This is a genomic window from Nocardia jejuensis NBRC 103114 (assembly GCF_001613145.1).
Classification (GTDB): Bacteria; Actinomycetota; Actinomycetes; order Mycobacteriales; family Mycobacteriaceae; genus Nocardia; species Nocardia jejuensis.
On sequence record NZ_BDBU01000012.1, the window covers coordinates 1 to 25,501 of the forward strand.

Sequence of the window (25,501 nt, forward strand, 5' to 3'; positions counted from 1 at the left end):
AAGGTCGCCCCGAACGGCCCCTATCTGATCGAGGACGTGCATCGAGCGGGCGGCGTTCCCGCCATCCTCGGTGAGCTGTACCGCGCCGGACTGCTGCACCGCGATGTGCACGCGGTGCACTCGGACTCACTCGATGCCTGGCTGGCCGACTGGGACGTGCGCGGCGGCAAGGCAACCGACCAGGCCCTGGACCTGTTCCACGCAGCACCCGGCGGGAAGCGGTCGGCCACGGCGTTCTCCCAGTCCGAACGCTGGCACGAACTCGACCTCGACGCCGCCGAGGGCTGCATTCACGATGTGGCGCACGCGCATTCGCACGAGGGCGGCCTCGCGGTGCTGCGCGGCAATCTCTCTCCCGACGGCGCGGTCGTGAAGTCCGCCGGTGTCGCCGAGCACATGCACACCTTCACCGGCCCCGCCGTGGTGGTCGAATCGCAGGAGGAGGCGGTCGAGTTCATCCTGTCCGGGCGGATCTCGCCCGGCGATGTGCTGGTCATCCGGTACGAGGGCCCGCGCGGCGGACCGGGAATGCAGGAAATGCTCTATCCCACTTCGTATCTGAAGGGTCTCGGCCTGGCGGACAAGTGCGCCCTGATCACCGACGGCCGATTCTCCGGCGGCTCCTCGGGCTGCTCCATCGGCCACATCTCCCCCGAGGCCGCGGCCGGTGGCCCGATCGCCCTGGTGCGCGACGGCGACACGGTCACCATCGACATCCCCACCCGGACACTGACCCTGCACGTCGAGGATGCCGAACTCGACACGCGCCGCACCGCGTTGGAGGCGGCGCACGGCTATCGGCCCGCCACGCGCCGACGCGAGGTGTCCCTCGCCCTGCGCACCTACGCGCTGCTCGCCACCTCGGCGGACAAAGGCGCGGTCCGCGACGCCACGAAGCTCCCGGCGTGACGGTCTTGGCCGCGCGCGGCGTGACGGGCGCGTCCGCTCAGGGCACGAAATCCACGTCCGCTCAGGGCTTGCGGCCCACGGCGCAGTAGCACGACACCTTCGCGTCGTAGGCGGGTGAGATCTCGGTGGTCTCGATCAAACCCCAGCGGTGCGGCGGCACCACGCCCGGCTCGACGAGGTCCAGCCGCGTGAACCACGAGGCGACCTCGTCGCGGGTGCGGACCTGAGCCGGAAGCCGTCGGACGCGATAGACGTCCTGCGCGGCGACCACCTGCTCGGGGGCGAAATCGGCTGTGATGGTACAGATTGCGAGGTAGGAGCCGGGCGCGAGCGCGTCCAGGAACGTCGCCACGATCTCGGCGATATCGGCCTCGACGAAATGCAGCAGCGCGATCATGCTCACACCGACCGGCCGGCTCAGATCGATGATCCCGGTCAGCTCCGGATCGCTGAGAATGCCCTTCGGATCGGTGACGTCACCGTGGATGTAGGTCGTCGCCCCCAGTGCGCCGCCCGTCATCAGCGCACGGGCATGCGCCAACACCAGCGGATCGTTGTCGACATAGACCACGTGGGCATCCGGTGTGGCCTCCTGCGCTATCTGATGCAGATTGGGCTCGGTGGGAATTCCGGTGCCGATATCGAGGAACTGGCGGATCCCGGCCTCGGCCATGAATCGGGTACTGCGATGCATGAACTGCCGATTCACCCGCGCCGCGGTACGAATATCCGGCCACGCCACCAGGATTTCCTCGGCGGCGACCCGGTCGACCTCGTAATTGTCCTTGCCCCCGAGGAAGTAGTCGTAGATGCGCGAGGTGTGTGGCTGGTCCAGTGGTATAGCTCCGTCCATCCGATCTCACCGCTTCATTTCGACTGACCGACCGAAACCCTGTCCGCCCAGGCTAGTACGTACATCCCCCAGACCGCGGGGTTTCACTCGCAAGCCCTCGACGGACGCGCCTGCACAGTGTACGAAATCTCGCTGACCACAGTGAATCCGGCCGGTGCCGAGCACCGCGGACGCTCACACGCTGTCCGTTTCGGCGCACCTGGCGAAGATCGGGTCGTGCGAGGACACTGAGGTTGTGGGCGTCGTATCGACATCTTGTCGGCGTCGTATCGGCGAATTCGTATTCAGGAGAACCTGCGATGGCAACAAACGGCCCCTTCGGCTTCGATCCGGAAGATCTCGAGCGTGCGATGCGGGAGGCGGGAATCGATGTGCGCGATCTGCTCGCCAAGGCCGGTGAGTACATCGATCGCTCCAGCGCGAACCCGCTGGCGGCCTTGTTCGGCCAGTTCGTGCAGCCCGAACGTCCCCGCGCCGCCAAGCCCGAACGCGAGACCACCGGGGAGACCGGCAGCGGAGTCTGGGTGATCTACACCCTCGACGAGGACGGCGGGGCGAGGGTCGATCAGGTCTTCCCGAACGAGCTCGAAGCCCTGCGCGCACACCGCGACAACACCGACGGGAGCCGGCGCGTGCGCTTCCTGCCCTACGGCGTCCCCGCGAGCGTGCTGGATACCCCCGCGCCCGAGTGACACTCATCTGATCAGCGAGAACGCCCGGTGTTCGCCGGACCGCCCCGAAAGTGTTTGTCCGGTCGGTACTCTCGTTGTGATGGGACACCGTGTGCTGTTCACGCTGGCTTGTACCGTTCTGACCGCGTGGTGCGCGATCACCACGCCCAACACCGCCACCGCCGATCCCGGGCCACCGCCGGTGGGTGGCAATTTCCTCTGGGGTGTGTCCGGCTCCGGATATCAGAGTGAAGGCTTTGCCCCGGACAGCAATTGGAGCCGCTACGCCGGCTCCGGGCGGGCGGAGAACTACCGCAATTCCGTCGACTTCCTGCATCGATACGATGAGGACATCCAGAACGCGGCGAACCTCGGCGTGGGTGTTTTCCGGGTCAGCGTGGAATGGGCACGGGTACAACCCAATCCGGGCGAATGGGATTTCTCGTTCTACGACAGCATGATCGCGCGGATTCGCGCGGCCGGAATGCGGCCGATGATCACCCTGGACCACTGGGTGTTTCCGGGCTGGGAGGTCGATCGCGGCGGCTGGCGCAATCCGGGCATGGTCGATGACTGGCTGAACAACGCCCGTGCGGTGGTGGATCGCTACGCCTCCGCCGATCCGATGTGGGTCACCTTCAACGAGCCGCTCGCCTATGTGGGACAGGAACAACGGATCGGCGGAATCGGCGCGGGCGATACCGGGGCGATGCTCGATCGCATGGTCGCCGCGCACCGCGCCATCTACGACCACATCCACGCCCGCCAGGGCGGCGCGATGGTCACCAGCAATATCGCCTTCTCCGCGATCGGCCAGGATCAGGCCGACGCGTCCTTCGTCGACCGGATCGCGGACAAGCTGGACTACATCGGAATCGACTACTACTACGGCGGATCGCTGAGCAAACCGCCGAATCTGGCCGCGCTGCTGACCAATCAACCCTCGAGCCTCATCCTCGAGCCCGAAGGCATCTACTACGCGCTGCGCAAATACGCGGGCAAGTTCCCGGGCCGCCCCCTCTACATCGTGGAGAACGGCATGCCCCTGGACAACGGCTCCCCCACCACCGACGGCATGACCCGCGTCGACGACCTCCGCGACACCGCCTACTGGATCCAGCGCGCCAAGGCCGACGGCATGAACGTGATCGGCTACAACTACTGGAGCATCACCGACAACTACGAATGGGGCAGCTACTCACCACGTTTCGGCCTGTACACGGTCGATGTCACCACCGACCCCGGCCTCTACCGACGCCCCACCGACGCCGTCGGCGCCTACCGCGACATCATCGGCTCCGGCGGCGTGCCCGGCGGTTACCTCCCCACCCGCGCCCCCGCCCTCTGCTCCATCCAGGACCTCCCCTCCAGCTGCTTCAACCCCGTCAGCGCCCCGGGCCGCTGACCCGCGCCACTCGATGCGAGCTCGCGCGGGCAGGCCCGAATCCCCACTCCGCGAGCACCTTTCGGTCAGGCGGTCGGGAGCACCGCGCGAGTCAGGGTGGCGCGCACGTTCGCGTCCAGTTCGGCGACGGCGTCGTCGCGGCCTGCCAGGTGGTGCATGAGGGCCTGCAGGAAGAGACCGTCGAAGGCGGTGTAGGCCATCGAGGAGCTGATGGCGGGCGGGAGTCCGCACAGCTCGGCGTAGGTGGTGACGACTCGCCAGATCATCTGCTCGCGGCGTTCGTCGATCTCGAGCACGTCGGCGCGGAAGGTCTCCTCGAACAGGCTCTGATTGCGCAGGTCGTACCAGAGCCGATGCATGAGGGCGTCCGCGCACAGGGTCGTGGTCATCGCCTCGGCGAAGCCCCCGCGCAGCCCCTCGGCGGTGGTGGCGGTCTCGACCACCTCGTCGTAGCGAGTGACACACGCGGCCTCGTACTGGCGCACGGACTCGGTGAGCAGGTCGACCTTGTCGCGGAAGTAGTAGTGCAGAACGCCGTGCGAGAACTCGGAGTTCTGCGCGATCTCACGCAGACTCGTTCGGGCATAACCGAGCTCGGCGAGCGTCTGCAATGTGGAGGACGCCAGCTGCGCACGACGCTCGGCGTACTTGTCCACCTGCCGTCGCGAAACCTTGCCCTGGTTGCGCTCCGTCACTTCGGCCACGGCGCTGTTCCTGTCGGGGTCATGACCCGCGTGGTGCGAGTTCCCGCCGAGTCTAGCCCGCCGCGAGGCGCTCGGCCCGTTCACCCTTGACGACTGTCCAGAAATCTTGACAGTCGTCAAGAAAAGTCTTGACGACTGTCAAGTAATCGCTAGGCTATGAGCTGCATCACAACGATTCGCCGATCGGCGCGAACGGCGGCCCGACCGCCGCGATTCAGCTCGCCGCGGTTCATTTCTCAGAGGAGATCACCCATGGGTGTGCATGACCTGACCGGAAGAAACGCACTGGTGACAGGGGGTGCGCAGGGCCTGGGAGCACAGATGGCGGCCGCGCTGGCCCAGGCGGGGGCGGGCGTGGTGATCGCGGATATCGACGAGGAGGCCGGGCGCGCGACCGCCGATGCGATCGAACGATCCGGAGCACGCGCGGCTTTCGTCGCACTCGATGTCACCGAGGACGCCGGGTGGGAATCGGCGGTCGCGGTCACCATCGCCGAACTCGGCGGATTCGACCTCCTGGTCAACAACGCGGGGGTCGAGATCACCGAACTGCTGACCGACATCAGCCAGGACCGGGTTCGGGCCATGCTCGACATCAACCTGCTCGGCCCGGCTCTGGGCATCAAACATGCCTTCCGCGCCATGCGCCCCGGCGGCCCCGCGGGCACCGGCGGGACCATCGTCAATATCTCCTCGGTCGCGGCCACCATCGCGTTCCCCGGTATCGCCATGTACTCGGCGACCAAATCCGGCGTGGACCGCCTGACCCGGGTCGCGGCCATGGAATCGGGCAAACTCGGCTACGGCGTGCGTGTCAACTGCGTCTACCCCGGCCTGGTCGGCAACCGCATGGGCCTGGCCCTGGCGAACGACGTGGTGGAACTCGGGCTGTTCCCGGACACCGACGAGGCCGTGGGCGCGGTGGTCGGGCAGACCCCGCTCGGGCGGCTCGCCACCGGCGAGGAGATCGCCGCCGCGGTGGTCTTCCTCGCTTCCGACGCGGCGGGATTCATCACCGGCGCGGGACTGCCGGTCGACGGCGGAATGGGAATGTGATCACCATGGCAACCACGAAACCCGTTGTCGTATACGGCGCCTCCGGCTACACGGGGCGATTGATCTGCGAGTACCTGCGCGAGTACAACATCCCGTTCGTCGCGGCCGGGCGCGACAAGGTCCGCACCCAGGAGGCGATAGACCGCATACCCGGCATCGACACCATCGAGCACGAGGTCGTCGAGGTCGCCCACGAGGTCGAGTCGCTGACCGAATTGTTCACCGGCGCACAGGTTGTCCTCAACACCGTCGGCCCGTTCTCCGAATACGGCCACGAGGTGGTCCAGGCGTGCATCCGCGCCGGCACGCACTATCTCGACACCACCGGCGAGCAGGACTGGCTGATCGAGTGCGACGAAAAGTACAGCGCGGCAATGGCCGAACGCGGATCGGTGCTGAGCCCCGGCCTCGCGCACATGTACACCACCGGCGAGATCGCGGCCAATATCTGCCTCGAGACACCGGGTCTGGACACCCTGGACATCCTGGTGTTCTGGAAGGGTTTCCCGACCGTCGCCTCGACCAAGACAATCCTGGTCAACGCCGCACTCTCCGATGCCTTCTATCTGGAACAGAACCGCTACGTCGAGTGGCCCGCGGACGCGGGGCTCTACGACGTCACCGTTCCGGGCCAGCACGAGACCGGCCTGGCCCTGCCGTGGGGCGGCACCTCCCATCCGGTGTGGTTCCGCAAGGACCCGCGCGTCGCGAACGTGAAAGCACTCGGCGGGGTCTTCGATCGCCAACTGATGCAGGGTGTTCCGCTGATCGTGCAATCGGTGCTCGCGCAGGTCGAGGGCCTCTCGGACGCGGACAAGTACAAGCTGCTGCACGATACGGCGGAGTCGGTGCGCAGCGAGATGCCGCCCCGGGAGAACCCCCGGATCAATACCTCGCTCGATTCGGTCCACGCCTCGGGGCCGCTCGGGCGCGCGCACTGCGTGATCCACGGCAACTGCAACTACAAGCAGACCGGCGTGCTGCAGGCGTACGCGGCATTCTCGCTGCTGCAGCAGGCTCCGCGCCGCGTGGGTTTCGCCTCGGGCTGTCAGGCGTTCGGGCATCGCGAATTGCTCGGTGTGCTGCGCAGTTTCGGGCTCGTCATGGAGCCCGTCGTCACCGTCTACCGCTGATCACCCCCGGGCCCCCGCAGGCCGGGGGCCCGGTCCACCCCGCTCGTGAGGTTTCGATATGAGGATGACGCCGTGCGCCTGACCGATTTTCTCGACAAGGGCGCCTCCCTCGGCCCGCTGTCACCGTGCTTGTCCTCCGGCGGTGACACACTGAGTTACCTTGCCGTACAGCAACTGTCGTGGCGGATCGCCGCGGCGCTGGCGAACTCGGGAGTGAACCCCGGCGACAAGGTCGCGATCTTGTCCGGCAACGATCCCGTCGCCTTCTCCTGCGTCTTCGGCATCGCACGGGCGGGGGCGGTCTGGTGTCCGGTCAATCCGCGCAACGAAGCCGCCGAAAACCGCGACCTACTCGCGCTTTTCGACTGCTCCTGTCTGATCGTGCAGGCGGGATTCGCCGATCTGGTCGCGAAGATCCTGCCCGACCTACCGGCTCTCACCACCGTGATCTGCCTCGACGGGCAGCTCCCCGGCGCGGTGCCGTTCCAGGAGTGGCTCGGCGATACGCCCGCCGAACCGTGGCAGGCCGAACCGCTCGACGACATCGTCATGATCGTGGGCACCGGCGGCACCACCGGTCGCCCCAAGGGCGTGCAGCTGACCGGCCACAATATCGAGACGATGACCGCGCTCACCCTGATGAGCTACCCGTTCGAGGGCCACCCCCGCTACCTGGCGTTCGCTCCGCTGACCCACGCGGCGGGTGTGCTCTGTTTTCCGATCCTCGCGCTCGGCGGCGAGATCGTCGTCATGCGCGCACCCGAGATCCCGCACATGCTGCGGCTCGTCGAACAGCGGCGGATCACTCACACCTTCCTGCCCCCGACCCTGATCTACATGCTGCTCGATCATCCGGACCTGCCCTCGACGAATCTCGGCTCCCTGCAATGCCTGTGGTACGGGGCGGCGCCGATGTCGGTCACCCGGCTCGAGCAGGCGATCGACCGCATCGGCCCGGTCATGGGCCAGCTGTTCGGCCAGACCGAAGCGCCGATGATGATCTCGACCCTCGCGCCCCGGGACCATTTCCGCCCCGACGGCACCGTGGCGCGCGAACGCCTGTCCTCGGCGGGTCGCCCCACTCCCCTTGTGCACGTGGCGATCACGGACGACGACGGGACACCGCTCGGCACGGGCGAACGCGGTGAGATCGTCGTGCGCGGACCCTTGGTCATGGCCGGTTACTACAAGAACCCCGCGGCCACGGCCGACGCGTCCCGCGGCGGCTGGCATCGCACCGGCGATATCGGCTACCTCGACGCGGACAACTACCTCTTCATCGTCGACCGAGCCAAGGACATGATCATCACCGGTGGCTTCAACGTCTACTCCGCCGAAGTGGAGCAGGCGCTGATGACCCACCCCGCCGTCCGCGACTGCGCGGTCCTGGGCCTGCCCGACCCGAAATGGGGCGAGCGCGTCACCGCCGTGCTGGAACTGCACCCCGGTCGGACCGTCACCGGGCCGGAGATCCGCGCCTTCGTGCACGAGCTCATCGGCGGGGTGAAAACCCCGAAACAGGTGGAGATCTGGCCTGATCTACCCCGATCCAAGCTGGGAAAGGTTCTCAAGACCGAGATCAAACCCATTCTGCTGCAACAGTGAACGCCCTCGAAGGCCATCGAGGCAGAGCGCACCGGCACGCACGCTCGTACGAGGTCGGTCCTCACGCGGTGGTGCCGTCCCACACCGCATGGGCTCCCGCGTCCCCGACGCGATAGGTCTGGAACACCGCCGCGGCCCCGGCCGCCAGCGCGATGACCGCGATCAGCACCACCACCGCCCGGCCGAACGGCGTCCCCCGGGTCTCGCGCACCTGCGCCACCGCCAGCAGCACGGCCGGAACCAGCAGCGGAGCCACGAAGTACAGCATCTGCTCGCCGAGGTCGGCGTGGTGATCGATGGCCGGTGAGGAGCCCAGCCGGTGCTGCAACCACTCACCCGCGTTCACGGTCAACGGCGTCAGTGCCACGACCAGGACCGTGAGTCCGACGGCCGGCCAGACCCACCGCCGGCGCGCGAGCGGCCACACCGCGCACGCGATGAGCAGCACCGCGGTCAGTGGCACGAGCACGACGATGGCGTGCACCAGCAGTATGTGTGCGGGCAATCCGCTGAGTGTCGACATTCGACTCCTCGATTCGACGATCCGGTTGATGTTCAATGCACGAACGAGCCCGCCTCCGGGTTCGGTCCCGAGGCGTGCGCGTTCGCGCAGCTCACCGCCCGGCGATGCCGAAAACGGTCGCGGTGTAACCCGGTCCGCTATCTACTGGGAGACGTGAAGACACGTCGTTGGTGGAGTCGGGGAGCGTCGATTCATGGTGCATCGGACAGCGTCCGATCGCTCGCGCGCGGACGAGGGTGGAAGCTCGGGCCCGAGCCGAGAGCTGCGGCTGGTGTCCGGTGACGGGTATTCCGGATGGGAAGCGCTCTATCGGGACAATGTCACCTGGGTGTACGCGCTGATGTTCGGGAAGGTCGGCAACCGGCCCGACGCCGAGGATCTGACGGCCGAGGTGTTCACCGTGGCGCTCAAACCGCTGCGGATCTCGGCCACCGTGCCGGAGGTGCGCGCATATCTGCGCGCGACCGCGCGCACCGTGCTCGCCGGACACTGGCGCACCCGCATGGGCCGTGAGATCACCGTCATCGACGACGATTTCGCGGACGACCCACCGGAGGAGACCACCGACGGGCGAGCCGAACTGCGGGCGCGCGCGGTGCTCGACCAGCTGCCCGGCAATTATCGGCGAATACTGGAACTGCGCTTCCTGCAGGGCATGTCCGTGCGGGATTCGGCGCAGGACCTCGGGGTCAGCGTGGCCAATGCGAAGGTCCTGCAGCACCGGGCGCTGCAGATGGCGGCGAAGCTGAGCGAGGGAGGTGCGCGGTGAGCGAGCGGGAGACCCGGCACTTCGTCGAGGAACTGCTGGCGGGCCGCCGGCCTCGGGCGTTCCGGCCGGACGAGGCCGATGCCGAGGAGATGCGTGCGGCCATCGATCTGCGGGCCGCCAGGCTCGGCAGTGACGCGCCCAGCGAGGACTTCCTCAGCGGGCTGCACCAGCGACTCGCCGCGAGCATGTCCGAGGACGCGGACGAGCCGCACACCCGGGGCGCCGGGCGCCGCACCGTCCTGATCGGAACCGCCACCGCGGCGGCAGCGGCGACCGTCGCGATCGCCGTGGATCGGACCATCACTACCGATACCCAGCCCGAAAACCCTGCGGCACAATCGACTTTGACACCCAACGACGGTTCGTGGCAGGCGATCGCGACCAGTGCCGACCTTCCCGAGGGCGTCACCATCGCCTTCGATCTCGGTACGGTGAGCGGATTCGTGCGGCGGGACAAGGGCATTCCCACGGCCGTGTCGGGCGTGTGCACCCACCAGGGCTGCAAATTGTGGCTGGACGCGCCCGCGGATCGGCTGCGCTGCCCGTGCCATTCGACGTCCTTCTCCGTCAGCGGCGTCGTGCTGACACATCAGCTGCCCATCTCCCCCGCACCCCTGCCCACCCTGCGGGTCCGTGAAAACAACGGCGCCATAGAGGTTTTCGCACCACCCGTGTAACCCGTGCCCCTATCTAGAGATGACCGGCCGCAGCGGCGGCCGGACACATCCCCCGGATGGAGGCCCGTACACATGAGACCCATTCACATCTCGCGCGCGACGGCATGCGCCGCCGCCGCGGCAGCACTGCTGTCGGTGAGCGCGTGCGGCAGTGGCGGTGACGCGCCGGACAATGCCACACCCACCATCGTCTTCGCGTCCGGCACCGACACACCCGGCATGGTCCCGGGCGGAACATCCATGCCCGACATGCCCGACATGCCCGGGATGACCGGCATGACCGCCCCGGCGAGCACCGCCGCGTCCGTCCCGACCGGCCCGAACGACGTCATCATCACCAACTTCGCCTTCGCCCCGGCCACCCTGACCGTCACAGCCGGAACCACGGTGACCTGGACCAATCGTGACGAGGAGCCGCACAACGTCTCCCCGGCCGCCGGTGGGTTCACCTCACCGAACCTGGGCACGGGCGCGACCTACACATTCACCTTCACCACGGCGGGCAGCTTCACCTACGTGTGCTCCATCCACCCGTTCATGCACGGCACCGTGGTGGTGACGGCATGAGCGGGGACATGGACCCGCGCGATCCGCAGGCCATGACGCGCCGGCAGCTCATGCGGCACAGCGCCTGGTTCGGCGCGGCGGTGGGATTCGCGGTGGCAGGCGGTGAGGTGCTCTCGCACGTGGCGGGTACCGCATCGGCCGCGCCGGAGCGCCCCACCCTGCGATTCGCTCAGATCAGCGACAGCCACATCGGATTCACCGGCGCGGCGAACACCGACGTCACCGGCACTTTCACCGAGGCCGTCGACCAGGTGAACTCGCTCGGATACACCCCGGACTTCGTCATTCACACCGGCGACCTGACCCACCTGGCCACCCCGGAACAGTTCGATCAGGTCAAGCAGATGATGGGCGGGCTGCGCACCCCGCACGTGTTCACCGTTCCGGGAGAACATGATTCGAGCGACGATGCCGGACAGCGTTACCGCTCGGCATTCGGCAGGGGCACCCGCGGCGACGGCTGGTACAGCTTCGACATCGCCGGCGTGCATGTGATCGGGTTGGTCAACACCCTGAATCTGCAAGCCCTGGGCCACCTGGGTCAGGATCAGCTGGAGTTCGTCCGCAAGGATGTCGCCGGATTGTCCAGTGACACACCGATCATCGTGTTCAGCCACATCCCGCTGTTCGCCATGTATCCCCAATGGGGCTGGGGCACGGACGATGCCACCGAGGCGCTGAGCTACCTGCGCCGCTTCTCCTCGGTGACCTGCCTGAACGGCCATGTGCATCAGCTGTTCACCAAGACCGAAGGCAATATCACCTTCTACAGCGGCACCACCACGGCCTATCCGCTGCCCGCGCCCGGCGGCGCCCCCGTGCCCGCGCCGCTCACCCTGCCCGCGGGCAAACTCCATGCGGCACTGGGTATTCGGGAGGTGTCCTATCAGCGCGGGCAGCGGCAACTCGCGATCAAGGAGCAGCCGCTGCGCTGAGGATCCCTCAGACCCGCACCGGGACCGAGCTGTCGCGCCCCTCACGGCTGCCGCGATAGGCCCAGCGGCGAACCGCCGCCAGAGCCCCCGGCAGCAGCGCCACGCTCGACGGCAGATTGCGCACCGGGTCGAAATAGCTCGGGGCCTCGGCATCGGCCTGTTCGGTGAGGGTCAGGTGCGCCAGCGTCCGCTCGGGTCCGGACAGGGGTTTCGCCGTCAGCACGAACCCGGTCGGGCGCTCGTGCACCGCATCGCCGAAATCGGCGACATCCGCCGATTCCGGCTGCGGGGCTTCGGGTTTCGCCGCCAACCAGAGCGCCGGTCCGTCATCGAAGCTGTAGGGCATGATGCTGCCGTAGTGCGCCGTTTCCCATCCCAGAGCGGGCAGAATCAGCAATTGTCCCAGTGCACCCGTCCCGGAGGTGGCCAGCGCCAGATCCCACGGCAGACCCTCACGGTCCTGCACCCGGATCGCGAGCCCCAGGACGTCCGGCAGGCTTCCCGGCAGGCCGACCCCCTTCGAGATCCGCACCACCACATCGCGTTTGGCATCCCCGAGTATCCGCTCGTACTGCGCGTCGACCGCGCGGAGCTCACCGGTCAGCACCAGCCCGTCCGGGTGGAACACCCGTCCGTGCCGCAGCCGCGCCGCCACCTCGAAGATTCCGGAAACACTACTGTCGAGCAAGCCCACGATGACCTCCTACAGGATTTTCATCTCTCGCTGGAGGCACTACCCTCGACATCCGGATCGAATCGGGCGCCGTGCGAATCCACACTCCGCCATTGCTCGTGATAGACGTACTGGAGGCGGCCGGCCGCATCGACCCCGACGGCCTGGATGTGACCGTTCGGATAGGGACAGATCCACACCTTCTCCCAGGCGGGCGGAATCACCAGTCCCCGAATACGTTTGAGCACCTGCTTGTCGATGATCCGCTCACCCGTCGAGGTCGTGTAGCTGAACCCGCGCCCCCGTTTGAATCGCTGGAATCCACCGCTGTTGGGAGTGCTGTGCCGTAGTCGCATTCGATTCCCTTCGCCCGGAACGGGATCGTGCGGCGTATCCACACCGGAGGATCCCGTCGGACTCCGGCCGGATGCCGACGTGCGGGTGGTACCCCGCACATCGGTGGGGAAACGTGGGCTCCCGCTCGATGCACCGGACCTCAACGACTGCGGCGGATACCCCTGCGTTGCAGGCTGGAACGGACCGATGCGTGGGAGGCGCCGAGGGTCTCGGCGATTCGGCCGATCGGCTCGCCGTCGCGGTAGCGCTGGACGGCGTGAGCGATCTCGGCGTCGTCGAGTTGGCGACCGGGGTGCACACGGGAGTTCGGGATACGGATGACCGCGGTTCCCACCCCCAGCCCGGCGGGTGCCTGTGCGTCCGTGGTGGGACGCAATGAGCGAACCTCCGCGCGCAGGGACGTCAGCTCGCCGAGAATCGCTGTGTAGGAGGCCGTTTCGTCGGCGGCCTCCTGTTCGTGGCGCTCGCGGTTCTCGTCCTCGCGCACGTCATCGGCCGCGGTGACCATGACGGCCAGGAACAGATTCAGCACGACGAAGGTGGACAGCAGGATGTAGCCGAGGAAGAAGACCCAGGCGAACGGCTTCTCCTGCATCACCGTGCGTGCGATATCCGGCCACGCCTCGCCGGTCATGATCTGGAACAGCGTCCACATGGACGTGCCGAGACTGCCGAAGTACTCCGGGGTCACCGCGCCGAACAGCTTGGTCGCCATGACCGCCGCCACGTACAGCACCAGGGCCAGCAGACCGAGGATCGATCCCATACCCGGCATTGCCGCGAGCAGATTCGTGACCACCTTGCGCATGCTCGGCGTGGCCGATACGAGCCGCAGCGCCCGCAGAATACGGAACGCGCGCAGCACCGACAGGCCGCCGGAGGAGGGCAGCAGCGCCACGCCGACGACCGCGAAATCGAAGCAGTTCCACGGGTCTCGGAAGTAGGCGAGCCGATAGGCGTACAGCTTCAGCAACATTTCGACGACGAAGATCATCAATGCCGCGGTGTCCACGAAGGAGATCACTCCGCCCGCTGCCGACATCAGCGAGTCGGACGTTTCCGCACCGAGCGACAGAGCGTTGAGAAGAATTATTGCGATGATGAATTTCTGAAATCTGGGTGAGTCCACCAGGTTTCGTACACGTTCGCGCTGCAAAACAGAAATCCTCCTGATTCGGCACCATGCGATCATCGACACTGGCTTATCGAGCGGAGCGAGACTATCTGCGTATCGGCCGGATTCTACGATGCCGCGCCATCGGCCCCGACACCCGTGTGGATACTCGCCGGCAACCCTGCGAACCGGGCGGAAAACCAGCATCGGGCATGAAAAAGCCCCGGTCCGAAGAACTTTCGTCCTTCGGACCGGGGCGCGCGATCGTGCGTCAGGATGCCTGTGGCGCCGAAGCGTCCGGTCTCACCGACAGCACCCGCTCGCGACGAGTACTCACCAAGTGCGTCGGGCCGCCGATGGCGACAGCGGAGCGGTACGCCACGCGCCTGCTCAGCTGCCGTTCGGCGATCCGCTCCACCAGCAGCGGGATGAACTCCCGAACTCGGTGGTCCTCGAACTCGCGATGAATACCGCGCACTTCCTCCCCGACGACTCGCTCGGTGAGTCCCGCGAACTTCCCTGCCAGCCGCGCCACGAGCTCACTGATCTGGCGCTCCTCCTCGGATGCCGTCATGGCCTGATCTCGCCTCCGTATACAGTTGCGCCGGCACCCCGCCCTACGCGGATGCCCGGCCACATGGACTACGCTCCGGGAGCCCGACGCGACTCCCGAAATCACCTCTCGAGTCTTACGGTAATCGTCGGTGGTTTCCGCATCGAATCTCTTTCTGGCACAGTTTGTCCGGGGTACGGCACCACAGGTCCTCGGCGACGACGAATGCAAGCGGCGAATGAAATTGCACTTGCAAAAGCAGCGTTCCCGGCACGCCGCACGCACCGCTATCCCGTAGCGGGTTCCGCGAAATCCGCCACATGATCGGCCGCCCATCGAGCGAACGACACCGCCGGTCGGCCGAGGATCTCCGGCACCGAACCCGTTGGCGCGACCGGCTGTTCGACCATCCCGCCGAGTACGTTCTCGACGTACCATGCCGCCCTGTCGCCCATCGCCGGACGCAGAGCCTCCACGGCCTCGGCATCCGACACCTCGATGAACGGGATCTCACGCCCGAGCGCGACACCGAGCAGCCGCACGAGTTCGGCACGCGTCAAGATCTCCGGTCCGGCGAGGCTGAGCGACGTGCCGAGGTGCTCCTCCGAGAGCAATGCCGTCGCGGCCACGGCGGCGATGTCGTCCATCGCGATCGGCGCGCTGGCGATCCTCGGATACGGTTCGCGCACCGCGCCGTTCACACGGATCTGCCGCGCCCACATCATCGAGTTCTCCATGAAGTCACCCGGCCACAGATGCGTCCACCCCAGCCCACACGCCTCCACGGATTCGGCGACTCTCCCCCACCACCCCTGCGGCTCTCCGGACAGATCCACCACCCGCTCGACCCCCGCCGCACGCGCCAGCGCGAGCACATCGACCACGGTGTCCGGAGCCGGAGCCAGATACATCCGATCCACACCCTCGAACGCCGCCGCGAGACCGTCGAGCTTCCGTAGGTACCCGGACGCCACCTCCACCCCGTCCGGAAGCGCGGCCCGCACCGGATCGTTCGTCAACGCCCGCACCCGACCGGCCCCCATTCCCAGCAACCGGTCGACCACCTTGCGCCCGATATTCCCCGTCGCACCCGTCACCAGTATCGTCATTCCGTTCCTCCCGCTCGGCTCCGATTCCTCCAGTGTGCTTCGGGCACAACACCAATGGGGTGGCACTGACCAGTGGGAATACTCACTGCCGCCGCACTGGACCACACCGGAGCGGAAGCATCCAAGGACTCGCTCCGCACCTGATCGGGATCAGCCGCCACGACCGGTCTCTTCGACCTTGTCCGAGTGTTGCGGCCGAGAAGGCGGTGAAACCGCGCCGGTCTTCTCTACCCTGGGCGTGCAGACCGAATGGGTTCTGAGCGCATCACGAAGAGCGAGAAAGGTGTTCGATGTCCGAACCGGCCAACACCGAGCCGTCAGCAGACAAGATCGACGCTACCGAGGGCGCCGTCCTTCGTCCCGACCGGCTTTCTCCGGAAGACGTTCCGACCGAGTACTACCGGATCGTGGACCTCGACTGAGCCACGTGACCCCGCTCGATCCGCACCGGACCGAGCGGGGTCGCGGTCCTCTTCCACCAGCAGTTCGACGCATCCTCCACCCCCCCTTGCGGGTCTCGATGTCGTCCGGCCCTTGACTTTCCCATCAGGAAAGTGGAGTCTTACTTTCCGAGCAGGAAAGTGAGGACACCATGGACAACGTTGCTCCGGACCAGGCACGAGCGGCACTGGACGCGGTCGAGCAGGCCCGTCGGCGAGTGGCCGAGGAAGTCGGGCTACCTCGCGCGTATTGGTGGGGCATGGCCGCCGGATGGGTGATTCTCGGCGTGATCGGTGACCTCGGGCCGCAGTGGCTCGTCATCGCCGCGACGCTGATCTTCGGCGCTGGGCACTCCTTCGTCGCCTCTCGGCTACTGGACGGGCGTCACCGCACCGATCAGGTTCGGGTGAGCGCGGCCGTGGCCGGACGCCGGACCCCGATCGTGGTGGTGGGCATGCTGCTCGCACTCGTCGTGCTGACCATCGGCGTGGCGATGGCCCTGGACGCGGACGGCGACCGCAGTCCCGGAATCTGGGCGGCCGTGCTGGTGGCGTCGATCATCGGCTTCGGCGGTCCGGAAATCCTTCGCGTTCTTCGGCGTTGGGTCCACGCGTGACGAAGGCCCGGTTCGACGAACTCATCCACCCGAGCACCCGCCTGTCGTTGGTCGCGACGCTCGCGGCCGCCGACTGGGCCGAGTTCGCATTCCTCAAAGATCGCGTGGGCCTGTCGGATTCGGCTCTGTCGAAACAGCTCGCCACCCTCGAGGACGCCGGCTATGTCCTCACCGATCGCCGGCTGGACGGCAACCGCCGCAAGGTTCGCGCCCGGCTGACCGAGCGTGGGCGTGATGCCTTCACCGGCCATGTCGCCGCCCTGCAGGACATCGTCGCAGCCGCGACACCCGTGGACCCGGCCACCCGGTCGTGAATCGACACCCCTTGCGGCACAACGTGATCCGCCGCACACCACTGTCCACCGAGAAAGGAAGCACGACATGGGACTCTTCCGCAAGACCAAGCGAGACCCCGAACCCCCGGCCGAGCAGCCCGCGACCACGCAGCCCCAGCCGGACCAGGAGGCCAAACGCCGCCGTCGGCGTCGCCTGCTGGGTGGCGCGTACACGGGAGGCTGGAGCGGAAGCTGACCGCGCGAGAATGCGCCGGTCCTCTCACCTGGAAGGTTCGGCGCTCGCACGCGGAGCTCGCGAGCTCGGGCCGACCTCGATGCCCACCACGCACGTGTCATCGTCGGTATCGGCGTCACTGCCGTACAACAGACCGTCGAGCCGATCGTCCAGGCTGCCGCGGAATCCGGCCGACAGGGCCAGGAGCCGCTTCACGCACAGGTCCAGATCCTGGTCGCGGCGCTCGACCAGACCGTCCGTGTAGAACAGCAGGGTGTCGCCCGGCTCGAGCTGGACCTCGCTCTCCTCGTAGGTCGCGTCGGTCATGACACCGAGCATCACACCGTCGAGTTCGTCGAGGTTCCACGCCTCTCCGGCACGGATCTGCACCGGCGGCAGGTGGCCCGCGCGGGCCCAGCGCAGGATGCGCGTGCGGGGATCGTAGAGGCCGCAGACCGCGGTGGCCAGGATGCGGTCGGTCAGATGCCGGGCGACCAGATTCAGCCAGGTCAGCATTTGACCCGGCCCGGCTCCGGTCGCGGCCAGACCGCGTAAAGCGTTGCGCAGCACGACCATACCGGTCGCCGCGGCGATACCGTGCCCGGCCATGTCGCCGACCGACACCAGGATGTTCTTCGACGGCAGCACGAGCGTGTCGTACCAGTCGCCGCCGACCATGTGATCCTGTTCGGCGGGCTGGTACCGCACGGCCATGCGCAGCCCGAAGGTGTCGATGGCCGGCTGCGCGTCGGGCATGATCGCCTGCTGGAGCTGACGCGCGAGGCGGCTCTGCTCGGCGGCGTGCTCCTCGGTGTGCGTGAGCTGATCGCGGGTGGCCGACAGGGCGATCTCGGTCCAGTGCTGCGCCGAAATATCCTGGTAGGCACCGCGTACCGCGTACAGGTAGTCCGAGGAGTCCAGGACCGGCTCGGCGATCACCCGCACGTGCCGGGTCACGCCGTCCGACCGGAGCAGGCGGAACGCCGCCGATGCGGGGCGGTGATAGTGCAGCACCGTGCGCAGGAACCGTTCCGCGGCTTCACTGTCCGCGTCGTGGACGCGATCGGGTAGCTGGGTGAGCGGAACCGGATCATCGCCCGGAACCAGGCCGTAGAGCGCGAAAAGCTCCTCGCTCCACGTGATTTCACCGGTGACCACGATCTCCTCGAAGCCGCCGACCCGGCCGAGGCGCTGCGCGTGCTGCAGGAGCGAGGCGAGGCGGGCCGAATGGTCCTCCAGGCGCCACACCATCAACACCGCGTCACCGTATCGGGTGATGCTCAGTGCCACCGCGATACTCAGCGGAACCCGATCGATCAACTCGGTGAGGGTGAGTCGATCGGTGCGGTACGTCTCGCCGGTGGCGAACGCGTGCTCGATGCGCTCGAAGAGCCGCCCCTCGGACGCGACCATCGGATAGGACTCGAGCAGCAGCGTCCCGTTGAGCAGACCGCGAGGGCGGCCGATCGGATCGACGAAACACGAGTTGACGTGGTGGATCCGGAAGTCGGCCAGCGCACCGTGGGCATCGAGATGCGGGAGCAGCACCAGTGCCGGATCGAACATCCCGTCGGCGAGGCGCACCAGATCGATGACGTCGGCCCGGTCCGAAGGCCGCACGGCCGCCAGATCGGATTCGAGCGTATGCGCGCACAACTCGGCCAGCGCCTCCAGCTGCCGGCGCACCCGCATCGGCTGCTGCGCGAGCGGATTCGGCCAGCACACTTCCAGGACACCCAGGAGCTTGCCGCCGACCCCCACCGGAATCGCCGCGCGGGCGCCCTGCCGTCCGCCGATCGAGGGCAGCGGCGAGGACTCCAGATCCTCGATCCACACCGTGGTGCGCTCCACCAGCGCCCGCCGCGCCGGTGTGGCCAGCCCCGGGGGGACGTAGTGCCACAGTTCGGCCTCGTACCGATCGATACCGGCGAAACCCACCAGGGTCAGCGACGCGTCGTTGCTCGCGACCCAGATCGCGATCGCCGTGACCCCCAACGGCGCGACGGCATGTTCGAGAATCGAATCCGCCACCCGCTGGGTATCGCCGCCCGCCGCGAGCAGCCCGCTCTCCGCGGTGCGCAGGCGCACGGCCACGCTCGTGTGATCCGGTGCGGCCGTGCGCTGCAGGAACTGCCCGATCGCCGTGCTGACCCGGTCCTGGGCGGCCTGATCGACCAGGTCCGCGGCCAGTTCGAGCGGGCTGATTCCGGCTTGACGAGAAAGACTTTCGAGTTGCTGCGCCGCCTGCGCGGGCCCACATCGCAACCGTTCGATCAACACGCCCTTGGCCATCTCGATCAGGGCGCGGCCGTCGGCGGTGGCGTGGGCCTGAAGAATTTCGGTGCGCAGGCGTTCCACGGTCGCCGCGAGGCGGGTGACGATGGGGTAGGCATCGGACCGATCGGGGGACGGCGTCTCGGCTCCGGCGCTCCGGGCGTCCGCATCCGTCATCGCACGCCCAGCCAGTGCCGGATGCGGGTCAGCAGTTCCTCCGCATCCACCGGTTTGGTGACGTAGTCGTTGGCGCCCGAGGCCAGACTCTTGTCCCGATCTCCCAGCATGGCCTTGGCGGTCACGGCGATGATCGGCAGATCCCGATAGTGCGGCATCTCGCGGATGGTCGCGGTCGCGGTGTAGCCGTCCATCTCCGGCATCATCACGTCCATCAGGATCAGGTCCGTCTCGGTGTGCGCCAGGAGCTTGTCGATCCCCTCGCGGCCGTTCTCCGCGTGCAGGATCCGCATTCCGTGCAGTTCGAGAATGCTACTGAGGGCGAACAGGTTTCGCGCATCGTCGTCGACTATCAGAACGGTGCGACCGGCGAGTTCGCCGAGCGGGGGCGGTGGTGCGAGGACGGGCCCCTCCTCGTGGCGCACCAGCGGCACCACATCACCCGGCGCTTGCGCGGTGATGTGCAGTGCGATGCGTTCACGCAGTTCGTCCAGGCTCGAGAGCAATTCGAGTGGCTGCCGGTCGATCCGCTGCTGAAGTTGACGCTCCTGCTCCGCATCGAGCCGGCGGTTGTGCGCCAGCACCGGCACACCGCGCAGCGCCGGGTCCCGGTGCATCGTTTCCAGGAAGGTCAGCGCCGCATTGTCGGGAATATCCAGCTCGAGCACCACGCAGTGGAAGGCCTCGGCGGCCAGGGCCACGGTCGCCTCGGCGACACCCGTCGCGCCGACGACCTGGACCGGCCCACGCGGGTCGTTGCTGTCCGCGAGATCGGCCACCGCGCTCTGCGCGACCAGCGACAGCAGTCCCTGCGCGCGTTCCTCCACCACCAGCAATCGGCGCTGCGACGCCGGAGCCGCGGTGAGCGCCGCCAGTTCCGGGCGATCGGCCTGCTCCACGGCTTCGAGCTCGAGATGTGCCAAATCCTGGAAGTCCGGGCGCGCGATCGGGAGATACAGCGTGAACGTACTACCTTGTCCGAGTGCGCTTTCCGCGATGATCGCACCACCGAGCAGGTAGGCGATCTCGCGGCTGATCGACAATCCCAGACCGGTGCCGCCGTACTTGCGGCTGGTCGTGCCGTCGGCCTGCTGGAAGGCACCGAAGATCGATTCGAGCTGATGCTCGGCGATGCCGATCCCGGTGTCCACCACCCGGAACGCGAGCGCCGAGCCGTGCCTGCGCATGGCGGTGGGCAGCTCGCCGGTGTGCGCCGTATCGATACTCAGCTCGACGGAACCGTTTTCGGTGAACTTCACCGCATTGGACACCAGGTTGCCCAGCACCTGCCGCAGACGCGAATCGTCGGTGAGCACATCGAGCGGCAGGCCGGGCGCGGTGGTGACGCGGAATCCGAGACTCTTCTGCGTGGTCATCGGCCGGAAGGTCGACTCGACGTAGTCCAGCAGCTTGCGCAGCGGCACCCGCTCGGGCGAGATATCCATCTTGCCCGCCTCGACCTTGGACAGATCGAGGATGTCGTTGATCAGCTGCAGCAGATCCGAACCCGCCGAATGGATGATGCCCGCGTACTCGACCTGCTTGGGGGTGAGATTCCGAGTCGGGTTCTGCGCCAGCAACTGAGCCAGGATCAGCAGACTGTTCAGGGGCGTGCGCAGCTCGTGGCTCATATTGGCCAGGAACTCCGACTTGTACTTCGAGGCGAGCGCGAGCTGCTGAGCGCGGGTCTCGAGTTCCTGTCGCGCCTGCTCGATCTCGAGGTTCTTGGCCTCGATATCGCGGTTCTGCATGGCCAGCAGCGCGGCCTTGTCCTCCATCTCGGCGTTGTTGCGTTGCAATTCCTCTTGGCGCACTTGCAGTTCCGCCGAGCGCACCTGCAATTCCGTTGTCAGACGCTGTGATTCGACGAGCAGATCGTCGGTGCGCGCGTTGGCGATGATGGTGTTGACGTTGACGCCGACCGTCTCCATCAGCTGATCGAGGAAATCGCGATGAATGCGGGTGAAGCGGTGCAGCGAGGCCAGCTCGATCACCCCGAGCACCTGGTCCTCCACTCCGATCGGCAGCACCAGCAGACTGGTCGGCGCGGTCTGCCCGAGGCCGGAGGAAATGGTGACGTAATCCCCGGGCACGTCCTCGACGGCGATGGTGCGGCGACTGCGCGCGGCCTGACCGACCAGGGACTGGCCGAACACGAAACGTGTTGCGCTGCCGGGCTCCTCGGGGCTGCCGTAGGAACCGATCAATCTCAGCTCCGGGCGCTCGGCGGCCTCGTCGGCCAGGTAGAAGGCGCCGAATTGCGCCGACACCAGCGGCGCGAGCTCGTCCATGATCAGCTCGGCGACCACGTTGAGATCGCGCTGGCCCTGCATCAGCCCCGAGATCCGGGCGAGGTTGGTCTTGAGCCAGTCCTGATCCTGATTGGCCTCGGTGGTCTCGCGCAGCGACTCCACCATCGAGTTGATGTTGTCCTTGAGTTCGGCGACCTCGCCGGAGGCCTCGACGGTGATCGAGCGGGTCAGATCACCCTCGGCGACCGCGCTGGTGACCTCGGCGATGGCCCGCACCTGGCGGGTCAGGTTGCCCGCGAGCTCGTTCACGTTCTCGGTCAAGCGTTTCCACGTGCCCGACACGCCCTCGACCTCTGCTTGGCCACCGAGGCGGCCCTGCGAGCCGACCTCGCGGGCCACACGCGTGACCTCCGCGGCGAACGCGGAGAGCTGATCGACCATCGTGTTGATCGTGGTCTTGAGCTCGAGGATCTCACCGCGGGCGTCCACGTCGATCTTGCGCGTCAGATCGCCCTGCGCGACCGCGGTGGTCACCTGGGCGATATTGCGCACCTGATTGGTCAGGTTGTTGGCCATCGAATTGACGTTGTCGGTCAGGTCTTTCCAGGTGCCGGCCACGTTCGGCACCCGTGCCTGACCGCCGAGCATGCCCTCGGTGCCGACCTCGCGGGCCACACGCGTGACCTCGTCCGCGAACGCCGAGAGCGTGTCGACCATCGTATTGATCACCCCGGCCAAGGCGGCGACCTCGCCCTTGGCCTCGACGGTGATCTTCTGGCTGAGGTCACCGCGCGCGACCGCGGTGGCTACCTGCGCGATCGAACGCACCTGACTGGTCAGGTTCGAGGCCATCACGTTGACGTTGTCGGTCAGGTCCTTCCAGGTGCCCGACGCGCCGCGCACGGTGGCCTGACCACCGAGATTGCCCTCGGTGCCGACCTCGCGGGCCACCCGCGTGACCTCGTCCGCGAAGGAGGACAACTGGTCGACCATCGTATTGATGGTCTCCTTGAGCTCGAGGATCTCCCCGCGCGCGTCGACCCGGATCTTCTGCGTCAGATCACCGCCCGCGACCGCGGTGGTCACCTGCGCGATCGAGCGCACCTGGGCGGTCAGATTGTCGGCCATGACGTTGACCGACTCGGTGAGGTCCTTCCAGGTGCCGGACACACCCTTCACGTCGGCCTGGCCGCCGAGTCGTCCGTCGGTGCCGACCTCGCGGGCAACGCGGGTGACCTCGTCCGCGAACGCCGAGAGCTGATCGACCATCGTGTTGATCGTGCTCTTGAGCTCGAAGATCTCCCCGCGCGCGTCGACCCGGATCTTCTGCGTCAGATCACCGCCCGCGACCGCGGTGGCGACCTGCGCGATCGACCGCACCTGGGCAGTGAGGTTTCCGGCCATGAAGTTCACCGAGTCGGTCAGGTCGCGCCAGGTGCCCGAGACGCCCTTCACATCCGCCTGGCCGCCGAGGATGCCCTCGGTGCCGACCTCGCGCGAGACGCGCGTGACCTCGTCGGCGAAGGACGAGAGCTGTCCGACCATCGTGTTGATGGTGTTCTTGAGTTCGAGGATCTCCCCGCGCGCGCCGACGGTGATCTTCTGGCTCAGATCACCGCGCGCGACCGCGGTGGTCACCTGCGCGATATTGCGCACCTGCGCGGTGAGGTTGCCTGCCATGAAGTTCACCGAATCGGTGAGATCGCGCCACACGCCGCCGACGCCGGGCACCTCGGCCTGCCCGCCCAGCTGGCCTTCCGAGCCCACCTCGCGCGCGACGCGGGTGACCTCGTCCGCGAACGAGGAGAGCTGATCGACCATCGTGTTGACGGTGTTCTTCAGTTCCAGGATCTCACCGCGGGCATCGACGTCGATCTTCTGCGACAGGTCGCCCTGGGCGACGGCGGTGGCGACCTGCGCGATATCGCGCACCTGGCTGGTCAGGTTGCCGGCCATGGCGTTCACCGAATCGGTGAGGTCCTTCCAGGTGCCCGAGACACCCGGCACCTCGGCTTGACCGCCGAGGCGTCCGTCGGTGCCGACCTCGCGCGCGACGCGGGTGACCTCGGAGGTGAACAGCGACAGCTGATCCACCATGCCGTTGAAGACCGTCGCGATCTCACCGAGCAGCCCGTCGGTGTCGGTCGGCAGGCGCGTGCCGAAATCACCGTCACGCACCGCGGTGAGACCGGCCAGCAGTTGGCGCAACTCCACCTGATCCGGAGCCGCCGCGGCCTCCTTCGCCGTGGATCGGGCCGATCCTGCCGCGTCCTTCATAGCTAGCCTCGTTCTGGTCGATGGAAACGGACAGAAGGACCATCCGATCGGACGTGTCGCGATCCGCACAATCCCTGCTCGAGGAGACCTTTTCGGCTGCCGCGCACTCGTCTTGCGCATGACTCTACGGTCCGCGGAGGCCATCCGTGAATCCATTGGCGCACAGGTGAACAGACCGGTGCGGAACGTTCTGAGCGGTCTGCGATCGACCGGCTCGATACGGTCAGAAAGCGCCCTGGGGCTCGTACGGGAGTTCACTCCAGACGCATTTGCCGACCGGGCCCGGCTCTGTTCCCCATCGACGGCTCAGAGCCGCCACCAGGATCATCCCCCGGCCGCCGAGCGCCTTGCCGCGATGCGGGTCCAGGACCGGTAGCTCCGGACTGAGGTCTTCGAACGCGATCCGAATCGCGTTTCCCGCACGGGTGATCGTCACCCGGAACGCGGTGCGCGCGTGCACCACGGCGTTGGCGGCCAGTTCGGTCACGACCAGCGCGGCATCGTCGATGATCTCCGGGCGCTGACGCCAGCGCCGGAGTTGATCGGTGACCACCCGGCGCACTCCGGTCGCGGAGGACGGCACCGGAAGGAAGACCTCGACTCGCGCGTCTTCGTCTTCCGGTTGTGCCGCACTGTCTTTCGAACCCTGGCCGAGAGCCACGACCCGAGAGTGGCAGGCGCACACCCGTTGCAGTGACACCAGGCCTTCGGGATCGGCGATCAGGTGCCGCGGATAGGCGCAGTAGAGCGAGAGCTGCTCGCTGCGGGACAGTGCGTCCCACAGGGTCTCGAACTCGATCGCGGTGGCGGCGTCGTGTTCGGCCCAGAGGTGGGCCGTCACTTCGCCGTACACGCGCACCGGCCGATTCTCCGCGCCCGCCGGGGTGATCGTCTCGCCGACGACCTCGGCGACGCGCTCGGCGTTCACGTGGCCGTCGACGACCATCCCCGCCACCGCCTCGGTCACCTCCAGCGCGCGATAGCACCCGCTCGCCTGCAACGACGGTAGATCCAGACCGGACTCGACCAGCCGCTGCGCGAACAGTTCTCGGTGTGACGCGGACGCGATCACGACCACCGCCACCCCGGCCCGCAGCCCCTCGGCCAAGAACTCCTGGGCACTCTCGAGCATCTCGTGCTCGGCATCGTAGATGTTCACGATGTGCTCGCGTGGATCATCCTCGAGCGCAACCACACTCATGCGACGACCTTACTCCCCTCCGGAACGACCCTATTTCCTTTCCGAACGATCGCCGCCCTGCCATCCGAACTCGCAGTCCGACCCTCCTGGGTGCGGCGTCACCGACCGGTGCCTGTCTTTCAGGGCATACCCAGCAAGCC

General features: G+C 67.2%; 25 protein-coding genes. 14 read left to right on the forward strand and 11 right to left on the reverse strand.

Annotated features, from left to right (window positions below):
• Positions 1-909: dihydroxy-acid dehydratase domain-containing protein (locus NJ1_RS08980; RefSeq protein ID WP_174557061.1), on the forward strand; the 909-nt coding region annotated here is incomplete at its 5' end.
• Between the two features lie 61 nt (positions 910-970).
• Here NJ1_RS08980 and NJ1_RS08985 read toward each other — a convergent pair.
• Positions 971-1,762: an SAM-dependent methyltransferase gene (locus tag NJ1_RS08985; RefSeq protein ID WP_067690238.1), complete on the reverse strand. Its 792-nt coding sequence runs from the start codon at positions 1,760-1,762 to the stop codon at positions 971-973.
• A 299-nt stretch (positions 1,763-2,061) separates the two neighbouring features.
• Here NJ1_RS08985 and NJ1_RS08990 point away from each other — a divergent pair, with 299 nt between their 5' ends.
• Positions 2,062-2,454 carry an Rv0313 family protein gene (locus tag NJ1_RS08990; protein ID WP_067690241.1) on the forward strand — a complete coding sequence of 131 codons (393 nt, stop codon included), beginning with the start codon at positions 2,062-2,064 and terminating at the stop codon, positions 2,452-2,454.
• 79 nt (positions 2,455-2,533) lie between these two features.
• Positions 2,534-3,838 (forward strand): family 1 glycosylhydrolase, encoded by a 1,305-nt coding sequence (locus NJ1_RS08995; RefSeq protein WP_067690244.1) that lies wholly within the window; start codon positions 2,534-2,536, stop codon positions 3,836-3,838.
• Positions 3,839-3,903: 65 nt separating this feature from the next.
• Here the strand turns inward: NJ1_RS08995 and NJ1_RS09000 are convergent, their stop codons facing one another.
• Positions 3,904-4,542, reverse strand: coding sequence for a TetR/AcrR family transcriptional regulator (locus NJ1_RS09000; protein ID WP_067690247.1), 639 nt, complete (start codon positions 4,540-4,542; stop codon positions 3,904-3,906).
• 252 nt (positions 4,543-4,794) lie between these two features.
• Between NJ1_RS09000 and NJ1_RS09005 the strand changes: the two genes are divergently transcribed.
• The 3 genes from NJ1_RS09005 to NJ1_RS09015 all read left to right on the forward strand — a co-directional run bounded on the left by NJ1_RS09005 (position 4,795) and on the right by NJ1_RS09015 (position 8,336).
• Positions 4,795-5,598, forward strand: a complete 804-nt coding sequence (locus NJ1_RS09005; RefSeq protein ID WP_067690250.1) for an SDR family NAD(P)-dependent oxidoreductase — start codon at positions 4,795-4,797, stop codon at positions 5,596-5,598.
• 5 nt (positions 5,599-5,603) lie between these two features.
• The gene (locus NJ1_RS09010; RefSeq protein ID WP_067690853.1) at positions 5,604-6,731 is read left to right on the forward strand and encodes a DUF5938 domain-containing protein; all 1,128 of its coding nucleotides are present in this window, start codon (positions 5,604-5,606) and stop codon (positions 6,729-6,731) included.
• Positions 6,732-6,803: 72 nt separating this feature from the next.
• A complete protein-coding gene (locus NJ1_RS09015; protein ID WP_067690253.1) occupies positions 6,804-8,336 on the forward strand; it encodes an AMP-binding protein in 1,533 nt (510 codons plus the stop codon).
• A 61-nt stretch (positions 8,337-8,397) separates the two neighbouring features.
• Here NJ1_RS09015 and NJ1_RS09020 read toward each other — a convergent pair whose 3' ends face one another.
• Positions 8,398-8,859 (reverse strand): DUF2231 domain-containing protein, encoded by a 462-nt coding sequence (locus NJ1_RS09020; protein WP_067690256.1) that lies wholly within the window; start codon positions 8,857-8,859, stop codon positions 8,398-8,400.
• A gap of 193 nt (positions 8,860-9,052) precedes the next feature.
• On the opposite strand from NJ1_RS09020, the gene NJ1_RS09025 reads away from it, so the two are divergent.
• The 4 genes from NJ1_RS09025 to NJ1_RS09040 all read left to right on the forward strand — a co-directional run bounded on the left by NJ1_RS09025 (position 9,053) and on the right by NJ1_RS09040 (position 11,807).
• On the forward strand, positions 9,053-9,628 hold the full coding sequence (locus NJ1_RS09025; protein ID WP_067690259.1) for an RNA polymerase sigma factor: 576 nt from the start codon (positions 9,053-9,055) through the stop codon (positions 9,626-9,628).
• On the forward strand, positions 9,625-10,305 hold the full coding sequence (locus tag NJ1_RS09030; protein WP_067690262.1) for a Rieske (2Fe-2S) protein: 681 nt from the start codon (positions 9,625-9,627) through the stop codon (positions 10,303-10,305). Before NJ1_RS09025 ends, NJ1_RS09030 begins: the two co-directional genes overlap by 4 nt.
• 81 nt (positions 10,306-10,386) lie before the next feature.
• Positions 10,387-10,872 (forward strand): plastocyanin/azurin family copper-binding protein, encoded by a 486-nt coding sequence (locus NJ1_RS09035; protein ID WP_422615747.1) that lies wholly within the window; start codon positions 10,387-10,389, stop codon positions 10,870-10,872.
• Positions 10,869-11,807: a metallophosphoesterase family protein gene (locus NJ1_RS09040; protein ID WP_067690265.1), complete on the forward strand. Its 939-nt coding sequence runs from the start codon at positions 10,869-10,871 to the stop codon at positions 11,805-11,807. Before NJ1_RS09035 ends, NJ1_RS09040 begins: the two co-directional genes overlap by 4 nt.
• 7 nt (positions 11,808-11,814) lie before the next feature.
• On the opposite strand, the gene NJ1_RS09045 is transcribed toward NJ1_RS09040, so the two are convergent.
• From NJ1_RS09045 to NJ1_RS09065, 5 genes are all read right to left on the reverse strand, one after another.
• On the reverse strand, positions 11,815-12,501 hold the full coding sequence (locus tag NJ1_RS09045; protein ID WP_157573853.1) for a phosphodiesterase: 687 nt from the start codon (positions 12,499-12,501) through the stop codon (positions 11,815-11,817).
• A gap of 20 nt (positions 12,502-12,521) precedes the next feature.
• On the reverse strand, positions 12,522-12,836 hold the full coding sequence (locus NJ1_RS09050; RefSeq protein ID WP_174557062.1) for a DNA topoisomerase IB-related protein: 315 nt from the start codon (positions 12,834-12,836) through the stop codon (positions 12,522-12,524).
• Between the two features lie 140 nt (positions 12,837-12,976).
• The gene (locus NJ1_RS09055) at positions 12,977-14,158 is read right to left on the reverse strand and encodes an ion transporter (RefSeq protein ID WP_339380956.1); all 1,182 of its coding nucleotides are present in this window, start codon (positions 14,156-14,158) and stop codon (positions 12,977-12,979) included.
• 64 nt (positions 14,159-14,222) lie between these two features.
• Positions 14,223-14,525 carry a three-helix bundle dimerization domain-containing protein gene (locus NJ1_RS09060; RefSeq protein WP_067690278.1) on the reverse strand — a complete coding sequence of 101 codons (303 nt, stop codon included), beginning with the start codon at positions 14,523-14,525 and terminating at the stop codon, positions 14,223-14,225.
• 266 nt (positions 14,526-14,791) lie between these two features.
• Positions 14,792-15,613 carry an SDR family oxidoreductase gene (locus NJ1_RS09065; RefSeq protein WP_067690280.1) on the reverse strand — a complete coding sequence of 274 codons (822 nt, stop codon included), beginning with the start codon at positions 15,611-15,613 and terminating at the stop codon, positions 14,792-14,794.
• Between the two features lie 290 nt (positions 15,614-15,903).
• Between NJ1_RS09065 and NJ1_RS40815 the strand changes: the two genes are divergently transcribed.
• The 4 genes from NJ1_RS40815 to NJ1_RS38870 all read left to right on the forward strand — a co-directional run bounded on the left by NJ1_RS40815 (position 15,904) and on the right by NJ1_RS38870 (position 17,201).
• Positions 15,904-16,035 carry a hypothetical protein gene (locus NJ1_RS40815; protein ID WP_281202097.1) on the forward strand — a complete coding sequence of 44 codons (132 nt, stop codon included), beginning with the start codon at positions 15,904-15,906 and terminating at the stop codon, positions 16,033-16,035.
• A gap of 170 nt (positions 16,036-16,205) precedes the next feature.
• Positions 16,206-16,670, forward strand: a complete 465-nt coding sequence (locus NJ1_RS09070) for a hypothetical protein (protein ID WP_067690283.1) — start codon at positions 16,206-16,208, stop codon at positions 16,668-16,670.
• The gene (locus tag NJ1_RS09075) at positions 16,667-16,984 is read left to right on the forward strand and encodes a transcriptional regulator (RefSeq protein WP_067690285.1); all 318 of its coding nucleotides are present in this window, start codon (positions 16,667-16,669) and stop codon (positions 16,982-16,984) included. Before NJ1_RS09070 ends, NJ1_RS09075 begins: the two co-directional genes overlap by 4 nt.
• Before the next feature lie 67 nt (positions 16,985-17,051).
• On the forward strand, positions 17,052-17,201 hold the full coding sequence (locus tag NJ1_RS38870; RefSeq protein WP_157573854.1) for a hypothetical protein: 150 nt from the start codon (positions 17,052-17,054) through the stop codon (positions 17,199-17,201).
• Between the two features lie 24 nt (positions 17,202-17,225).
• Here the strand turns inward: NJ1_RS38870 and NJ1_RS09080 are convergent, their stop codons facing one another.
• The 3 genes from NJ1_RS09080 to NJ1_RS37890 all read right to left on the reverse strand — a co-directional run bounded on the left by NJ1_RS09080 (position 17,226) and on the right by NJ1_RS37890 (position 25,361).
• Positions 17,226-19,631 (reverse strand): SpoIIE family protein phosphatase, encoded by a 2,406-nt coding sequence (locus tag NJ1_RS09080; RefSeq protein ID WP_067690288.1) that lies wholly within the window; start codon positions 19,629-19,631, stop codon positions 17,226-17,228.
• Positions 19,628-24,160, reverse strand: a complete 4,533-nt coding sequence (locus tag NJ1_RS09085) for a hybrid sensor histidine kinase/response regulator (RefSeq protein WP_157573855.1) — start codon at positions 24,158-24,160, stop codon at positions 19,628-19,630. Before NJ1_RS09085 ends, NJ1_RS09080 begins: the two co-directional genes overlap by 4 nt.
• A 223-nt stretch (positions 24,161-24,383) precedes the next feature.
• Positions 24,384-25,361: an MEDS domain-containing protein gene (locus tag NJ1_RS37890; protein ID WP_084477911.1), complete on the reverse strand. Its 978-nt coding sequence runs from the start codon at positions 25,359-25,361 to the stop codon at positions 24,384-24,386.
• Between the last annotated feature and the right edge of the window lie 140 nt (positions 25,362-25,501).